The 5461-nt window shown below is 71.3% G+C and carries 5 protein-coding genes; 2 read left to right on the top strand and 3 right to left on the bottom strand.

Annotated elements, in window-relative coordinates; translation table 11 throughout:
• Positions 1–307: 307 nt before the first annotated feature.
• The 3 genes from ACFVVA_RS16270 to ACFVVA_RS16260 all read right to left on the bottom strand — a co-directional run bounded on the left by ACFVVA_RS16270 (position 308) and on the right by ACFVVA_RS16260 (position 3497).
• A complete protein-coding gene (locus ACFVVA_RS16270) occupies positions 308–1144 on the bottom strand; it encodes an ABC transporter permease (RefSeq protein WP_380350910.1) in 837 nt (278 codons plus the stop codon).
• Positions 1144–2157 carry an ATP-binding cassette domain-containing protein gene (locus ACFVVA_RS16265; RefSeq protein WP_387689967.1) on the bottom strand — a complete coding sequence of 338 codons (1014 nt, stop codon included), beginning with the start codon at positions 2155–2157 and terminating at the stop codon, positions 1144–1146. The genes ACFVVA_RS16270 and ACFVVA_RS16265 overlap by 1 nt, the downstream gene beginning before the upstream one ends.
• Before the next feature lie 101 nt (positions 2158–2258).
• Entirely contained in the window at positions 2259–3497 is a 1239-nt protein-coding gene (locus tag ACFVVA_RS16260; RefSeq protein WP_387689965.1) for a cytochrome P450, read from the bottom strand.
• Positions 3498–3760: 263 nt separating this feature from the next.
• Here ACFVVA_RS16260 and ACFVVA_RS16255 point away from each other — a divergent pair, with 263 nt between their 5' ends.
• Positions 3761–4678 (top strand): ABC transporter ATP-binding protein, encoded by a 918-nt coding sequence (locus tag ACFVVA_RS16255; protein ID WP_387689964.1) that lies wholly within the window; start codon positions 3761–3763, stop codon positions 4676–4678.
• 54 nt (positions 4679–4732) lie between these two features.
• The gene (locus ACFVVA_RS16250) at positions 4733–5461 is read left to right on the top strand and encodes an ABC transporter permease (RefSeq protein WP_387690099.1); all 729 of its coding nucleotides are present in this window, start codon (positions 4733–4735) and stop codon (positions 5459–5461) included.

Below are 5461 nucleotides of genomic sequence, written 5' to 3'. Positions count from 1 at the left end.
GGGACACCTCAACACGTAATGCACCGGAAATAGCCGAACGGAATTCACGGGTGGAATTGCCCACCCGTCGACCTGGGCGGATTGGCGTTTCGCAAGGGCCACCGCGGTCCGCCGGGTGGAATTCCCCGGCGTACCCGATGGCGCGTCATCCGCGAGCTTAGGGAGCGAACCGACCGGCACCAACCCCTAAGCAGGGCGGATGCCGGCCCCCGGTGCCGGCCCCACAGTTAGGGGTGCCGGTCCGGGGACTTCCGGCCGGGGACCCCGGTCCCGGGGATTCCCACCGGGCGGTGCGGGGTTCGCCGGGTCAGCGGTTCTTGCGCTGGAACGAGCGCACCGACAGCGGCACGAAGACCACCAGGAGGCCCACCGACCACAGCAGCGTCGCGGCCACCGGGTGGTCCACCGGCCAGGCGTGCGAGCCGGTCACCGTCCCCGGGTTGCCGAACAGCTCGCGGCAGCCGGCGGTCAGGGCGCTGAGCGGGTTCCACTCGGCGATGAACCGCAGCCAGGCGGGCATTCCGTCGGTCGGCACGAAGGCGTTCGACAGCATGGTCACCGGCATCACGAGCAGCGTGAGCTGCTGCGCCATCTGCTCGTTGGGGACCTTCAGGCCGAAGAAGCAGCCGACCCAGCTGAGCGCGTAGCGCATCAGCACCAGCAGCCCGAAGCCGGCCAGGGCGTTCAGCAGCCCGTCGGACGCGCGCCAGCCGACCAGCAGGCCGGCCACCGCCATGATGGCCACGCTGAGCAGGCCGCCGACCATGTCGGAGGCGGTGTGCCCGAAGGCGACCGCGACCCGCGACATCGGCATCGAGCGGAACCGGCTCATCAGTCCGCGCGAGACGTCGGCGGCGACCCGCTCGATCACCGCCACCACCGAACTGGCCGTCACCATGGCGAACAGCCCGGGCATCAGGTAGGCGCGGTAGTCACCGCCGCCCGGAATCCGGATGGCGCTGCCGAAGACGTAGCCGAACAGCAGCACCATCACGGCGGGGAAGATCAGGGCGGCGATCAGTGAGCCGGGCTCCTGGCGCAGCCGGCTGAACTCGCGCCCGACGAGGACGAAGCCGTCCGACAGCGCCCAGCGCAGGCGGGTCACCGGGGTCCGGCGGGCAACGGGGGTGCTCTGGACGGTCATCAGGCGTGGTCCTTGACTCTGTCGTCGGCTCGGGCGCCGGCCGGGGCGTCGCCGTCGGTCTCGGTGTCGGTGTCGGCCGGGGCCGAGCGGTCGGTCAGGCGCAGGAACACCTCGTCGAGGGTGGGGCGGCGCAGGCTGACGTCGGCGACCTCGATCCCCGCCCGGTCCAGCTCCCGGACGAGTGCGGAGACCCGCACGGTGCCGTCCGCGGACGGCACGCTCAGGCTGTTCTCGCCGGTCCCGGTCGGCTCGGCCCCGGTCAGCCGGTGCAGCACGGCGGAGGCCTGCGGCAGCAGCGCCGGGTCCTCGACGACCACGTCGAAGCGGTTGCCGATCGTCGACTTGAGCTGGTCGGGGGTGCCGTCGGCGATCACCCGGCCGTAGTCCACCACCGCGATGTCGTCGGCCAGTTGGTCGGCCTCGTCCAGGTACTGGGTAGTGAGCAGCACGGTGGTGCCCTCGGCGACGAGCTCCCGCACGCAGTCCCAGATCTCGCCGCGGCTGCGCGGGTCGAGGCCGGTGGTCGGCTCGTCCAGGAAGAGCACCTGGGGGCGCAGGATCAGGCTGGCGACGAGGTCGAGCCGGCGGCGCATGCCGCCGGAGTAGCCGCGCACCTGCCGGTCGGCCGCCTCCATCAGGCCGAAGCGCTCCAGGAGTTCGTCGGCCCGCTGGTGCACCTGCCGACGGGGCAGGTGGTAGAGCCGGCCGAACATCCGCAGGTTGCCGCGGCCGGTCAGCTTCTCGTCCACCGCGGCGAACTGCCCGGCCAGGCCGATCACCGAGCGCACCCGGTCGGCCTCGCGGACCACGTCCAGCCCGGCGATCCGGGCGTGCCCGGCGTCCGGGTCCATCAGGGTCGCGAGGATGTTCACCGCGGTGGTCTTGCCGGCGCCGTTGGGGCCGAGCACCCCGCAGACCGTCCCGGCCGGGACGGCGAGGTCGAGCCCTCGTAGGGCGTGGACCTCGCCGAAGTGCTTGTGCAGTCCTTCGGCGAGGATGATCGGGTCCGCCATGATCCCTCCACTGGGAAGTGCCGTGTGCGCGGGTCGCGCCGTACGCGGTCGTGGTGCGGTCGCGGCCGACCCGCGCCGGGGAGCCGTGCGCCGACGACGGGTCAGCTCGCCGACAGCGGGAACTCCCGCAGGCCGCGAATGATGAAGGAGCCCCGCCGGCGCACCGGCCCGGCCTGCCGCAGCCCGGGCATCCGGGAGATGAGGGTCCGGTAGGCCACCTCGGCCTCGAACCTGGCCAGCGGCGCGCCCAGGCAGTAGTGGATGCCGGCCGAGAACGCCAGGGTGTCGTTGCGGCTGACCCGGGTGATGTCGAAGCGGGCGGGGTCGGGGAAGACCTGCGGGTCCCGGTTGGCCCCGGCGGCCACGATCGCCAGCTCGCTGTCCACGGGCAGCACGACGCCGCCCAGCTCGACCGGCTCGTGGGCGATCCGCCGGTAGGTCTGCACCGGCGGATCGTGGCGCAGCGTCTCGTTGACCACGTTCTGGGCCAGTTCCGGGTCCTCGGCCACCATCCGCCACTGCTCGGGGTGGCGCAGCAGCGCCAGGATGCCGTTGCCGATCAGGTTGACGGTGGTCTCGGTGCCGGCCAGCGGCAGGAACATGCACAGCGGCAGCAGTTCGTCCATGCTCAGGCTGCCCTCGTCGACCAGCGGCAGCATCCGGCTGATCATGTCCTCGCGCGGCTCGACCCGGCGCTGCTCGACGATCCGGGTGAACAGCTCGGTCATCCCGGCGATGGCGGCGTCCACGCTGCGCGCCTTCTCGTAGGTGACCACACCGTCCAGCAGCGGGACGATCTCCCGGCTGAGGTGGTGGAAGTGCTCCCGGTCCTCCTCGGGGATGCCGACCAGGTCGCCGATCACCGCGGTCGGCAGGTGGTGGGCGAAGGCGGTCATCAGGTCGAACCGGTCGCCCTGGGCCAGGATGTCGTCGATCAGCCGGTGGCAGATCTCCTCGGCCCGGCCGCGCCAGCGCTCGACGACGCGCGGGTTGAGGGTGGGCATGGTCATCCGGCGCAGCCGGGTGTGCTCCGGCGGGTCGAGGCCGAGCATGGAGTTGTCGAAGTTCATGAACTCCGGCACCTTCTCGCCGTCGGCCTTGCGCACGCCGAAGCGCTTGTCCCGCAGCACCTGGTTGGCGAGTTCGTGGTCGGTGGTGACCCAGGTGCCCAGCGGGCTGCGGTAGACCCGGCCCCGCGCCCGGATCTCCTCGTACGCGGGGTAGGGGTTGTCCGGCGCGCTCAGCACCTTCGCGTAGGGATCGCCCTGGGCGGCGAGCTTGCGCACCAGGTCGTGGAAGAAGCGCATCTGCGCCCGGAGTTGCCGCTCACTCGACTCCATCGTCCCGTGCCCCTTCAGCCTCCGCGAATGGGGCCGAGCGTAGACACGGCCGTAACAGGGCCGACACCCCTATCCGGGGCCCGGGCAGGTGATTAGGGGCCGGGCCCGGGAGCCGGTCGCGACGTCCGGGGACGCGCGGGGCGGATCCGGGTGTCAACCGTTCGATCGCGGGAAGTTCCACCGGATGGATATCACCAGGTCGATCCGGGCACGGCGGTGCCGGCCGGACACTGGTGGGACCTCGGAGATCGGAGACCAAGACCGTGCCAGCGATCGTCGTTTCGAACCTGCGGATGCAGTACGGCCAGAAGGTCGTCGTCGACGACATCTCGTTCGAGGTGCAGGAGGGGGAGATCTTCGGCATCCTCGGCCCCAACGGCGCCGGGAAGACCACGACGGTCGAGTGCATCGCCGGGCTGCGCAAGCCCGGCGGCGGGAGCATCTCGGTGCACGGCCTGGACCCCCAGCGCGACGCCGCCAAGCTGCACCGCATCCTGGGCATGCAGTTGCAGAAGAGCGAGATGCCGGACAAGCTGCGGGTCGCCGAGGCGATGGAGCTGTACGCCTCCTTCTACGACGACCACGCCGACTGGCGGGAGCTGCTCGCCGAGCTGAACCTGCTGGACAAGATGAACAGCCCGTTCGCCAGCCTGTCCGGCGGCCAGAAGCAGCGGCTGTCCATCGCGCTGGCACTGGTCGGCAACCCGAAGGTGGCCGTGCTGGACGAGCTGACCACCGGTCTGGACCCGGCGGCCCGGCGGGACACCTGGGAGCTGATCGAGCAGGTCCGCGCCCGGGGCATCACCGTCGTCCTGGTCACCCACTTCATGGAGGAGGCCGAGCGGCTCTGCGACCGGCTGGCCCTGATCGACGGCGGCCGGATCGTCGCGCTGGACACCCCCGCCGGCCTGGTGGCCGGGGTGGGCGCCGAGCAGAAGGTGCGCTTCCGCCCGACCTCCCCGCTCGACGACCACATCCTGACCTCGCTGCCCGAGGTGACCTCGGTCCAGCGGCACGGCTCCCAGGTGGAGGTCACCGGCACCGGAAACCTGGTGTACGCCGTCACCTCGGCGCTCGCCCGCAACCAGATCGTCGCGGCCGACCTGCGCGCGGAACTGGCCAGCCTGGAGGACGCGTTCCTCGCCCTGACCGGCCGCCGGTTCGACCACCCCTCCCACTGATCCCCGGCCCGTAGCCGACCCCCGACCCCTAGAAGGAGAACCCCCGTGCGGGCGATGAACCGGCTCACGGCCGTGGAGTTCAAGCTCTTCCTGCGAGACCCGGCCGCGTACTTCTGGACGCTGCTCTTCCCGGTCGCCCTGGTGGTGATCATCGGCAGCATCCCGTCCTCCCGCGAGTTCAAGGCCGAGATCGGCCAGCGCGCCATCGACTCCTACACGCCCGTCACCGTGGTGCTGGCCTTCGCGATGACCGGCCTGTTCATCACCCCGGGCTACCTGGTGGGCTACCGGGAGAAGGGCATCCTGCGCCGGCTGTCGACCACGCCGGTGGGCCCGGCCCGGGTGCTGATCGCCCAGTTGGTGGTCCAGATCACCGTGGCGATCGCCACCACCCTCCTGGTGCTCGCGACCGCGCGCCTGCTGTGGGACGTCAAGCTGCCGAGCAACCCGCTCGGCTTCGCGCTGACCTTCCTGCTCTCGGCCACCGCGGTGCTGTCCATCGGACTGTTCGTCGCCTCGGTGCTCAAGACCACCAAGGCCGCCACCGGCGCGGGCAGCATGCTGTTCTTCCCGCTGATGTTCTTCGCGGGCCTGTACGTGCCCCGTGACCAGATGCCCGCCGCGGTCAACCGGATCGGTGACTTCACCCCGCTCGGCGCCTCCGTCCAGGCCTTCGGCGACGTGGCCAAGGGTCACCTGCCGGGCGCCACGGCGCTGTTGGTCCTCGTCGGCTACACGGTGGTCTTCGGTGTCGCGGCCGCACGGCTCTTCCGCTGGGAGTAG

The organism is Kitasatospora sp. NPDC058048 (assembly GCF_042885555.1).
Classification (GTDB): Bacteria; Actinomycetota; Actinomycetes; order Streptomycetales; family Streptomycetaceae; genus Kitasatospora; species Kitasatospora lactacystinica.
This window is presented reverse-complemented; position numbering and strand designations above follow the sequence as displayed.

Coding starts and splice junctions, on each gene's coding strand:
- ACFVVA_RS16270 (WP_380350910.1), bottom strand. CDS start 1,144: ATGACCGTCCAGAGCACCCCCGTTGCCCGCCGGACCCCGGTGACCCGC.
- ACFVVA_RS16265 (WP_387689967.1), bottom strand. CDS start 2,157: ATGGCGGACCCGATCATCCTCGCCGAAGGACTGCACAAGCACTTCGGC.
- ACFVVA_RS16260 (WP_387689965.1), bottom strand. CDS start 3,497: ATGGAGTCGAGTGAGCGGCAACTCCGGGCGCAGATGCGCTTCTTCCAC.
- ACFVVA_RS16250 (WP_387690099.1), top strand. CDS start 4,733: ATGAACCGGCTCACGGCCGTGGAGTTCAAGCTCTTCCTGCGAGACCCG.